The sequence below is a fragment of the Streptomyces fuscigenes genome (assembly GCF_021556455.1).
Taxonomy (GTDB): domain Bacteria; phylum Actinomycetota; class Actinomycetes; order Streptomycetales; family Streptomycetaceae; genus Streptomyces; species Streptomyces fuscigenes.
Genome location: NZ_JAKGCV010000724.1, coordinates 1 through 1,658 on the forward strand (window position 1 = coordinate 1; position 1,658 = coordinate 1,658).

Here is a 1,658-nt window from a genome sequence, read left to right on the forward strand (position 1 = left end):
CGCGGGGCGGGCCGCACCCGCCGGGCCGGCCGCGCCGCCGGCACCCGACGGGCGGGCCGCGCCACGGGGCCGCGGCTGGCTCGTCGCGGCACTGATGGTCTCGACGGCGCTCGCCGCCCTCGACAGCACCATCGTCTCCACCGCCGTGCCGCAGATCGTCGGCGACCTCGGCGGATTCCCGCTGTTCTCCTGGCTGTTCTCCGGCTACCTGCTCGCCGTCACCGTCACCCTCCCCGTCTACGGCAAGCTCTGCGACACCTTCGGCCGCAAGCCGGTCCTGCTCGCCGGCATCGCCCTGTTCCTCCTCGGCTCACTGCTGTGCGCCACCGCGTGGAACATGCCGTCCCTCATCGCGTTCCGCGTGGTCCAGGGCCTCGGCGGCGGCGCGCTCACCGGCACCGTGCAGACCGTGGCCGCCGACGTGTACTCGCTCAAGGACCGGCCCAAGATCCAAGCCAAGCTGTCCACGGTCTGGGCGACCTCGTCCGTCGCCGGGCCCACCGTCGGCGGCCTGTTCGCCGGCTACGTCGACTGGCGCTGGATCTTCCTCGTCAACCTGCCGATCGGCGCGCTCGCGCTCGTCCTGATCGTCCGGCACCTGCACGAGAGGACCGCGGCCCGCGCCGCGGGCACCCGCCGCGCCCTCGCCCGCATCGACTGGGCCGGCGCGATCGGCATCTTCGCCACCGGCAGCGTGCTGCTCGGCGCGCTCGTGCAGGGCGGCGTCGCCTGGCCCTGGCTGTCCCCGCCGAGCCTCGGCCTCTTCGCCGGGGCGCTGGCCCTCGGCGCCGCCACGTTCGCGATCGAGCGGCACGCGGCCGAGCCGATCATCCCCGGCTGGGTCTGGCGGCGCCGCCCGATCGTCTCCGTCAACCTCGCGCTCGGCGCGATGGGGCTGCTGATGGTCGCGCCGACCGTCTTCGTCCCCACGTACGCGCAGTCGGTCCTCGGACTCGGCCCCATCGCCGCCGGGTTCGTGCTGTCCGCGATGAGCCTCGCGTGGCCCGTCGCCGGCGCCCTCTCCAACCGCGTCTACGGCCGCGTCGGCTTCCGGGGCAGCGGCCTGATCGGCATGTCCCTGGCGCTGGCCGCGCTGCTCGCGTTCCCGTTCCTGCCGTTCCCCGGCGCGCCCTGGCAGCCCGTACTCGTCCTGCTGCTGCTCGGCACCGGCCTCGGCCTGTTCCAGTTGCCGCAGATCATCAGCGTCCAGTCGTCCGTCAGCTGGGCCGAACGCGGCACGGCCACCGCGTCGATCCTCTTCTGCCGGCAGATCGGCCAGAGCGTGGGCGCCGCGTTCTTCGGCGCCGTCGCCAACAGCGTGCTCGCCGGGCGCCTCCTGCACGCACCCGTCACCGGCCTGCCCGACGACCTCAACTCCGTCGCACGGGCCCTCGACGACCCCGGGGCGCTGACCGCCGCCGGCGCCGACTACCTGCGGCACGCCGTGGACGCGGCCACCGGGGACGTGTTCCTGTTCGCGGCCTGCGCCGCCGCGCTGTCCCTGCTCGTGATGGTCTTCCTCGCGCCGCGCCGCTCCACCGTCCTCACGGACGACGAGTCCGGACCCGACACCTGACGGCGCGGGCGCCGGCCGCCGGCGGACGGACAGGGCGGCACCCGCCGGTACCGCCCGCGCGGCGGCCCTCCCCGCCCGGCCC

The 1,658-nt window shown here is 75.4% G+C and carries 1 protein-coding gene; it reads left to right on the forward strand.

Annotated features, from left to right (window positions below):
• A partial coding sequence (locus L1885_RS28095) for an MFS transporter (RefSeq protein WP_372482057.1) occupies positions 1-1,576 on the forward strand: 1,576 nt, incomplete at its 5' end.
• Positions 1,577-1,658 lie beyond the last annotated feature (82 nt).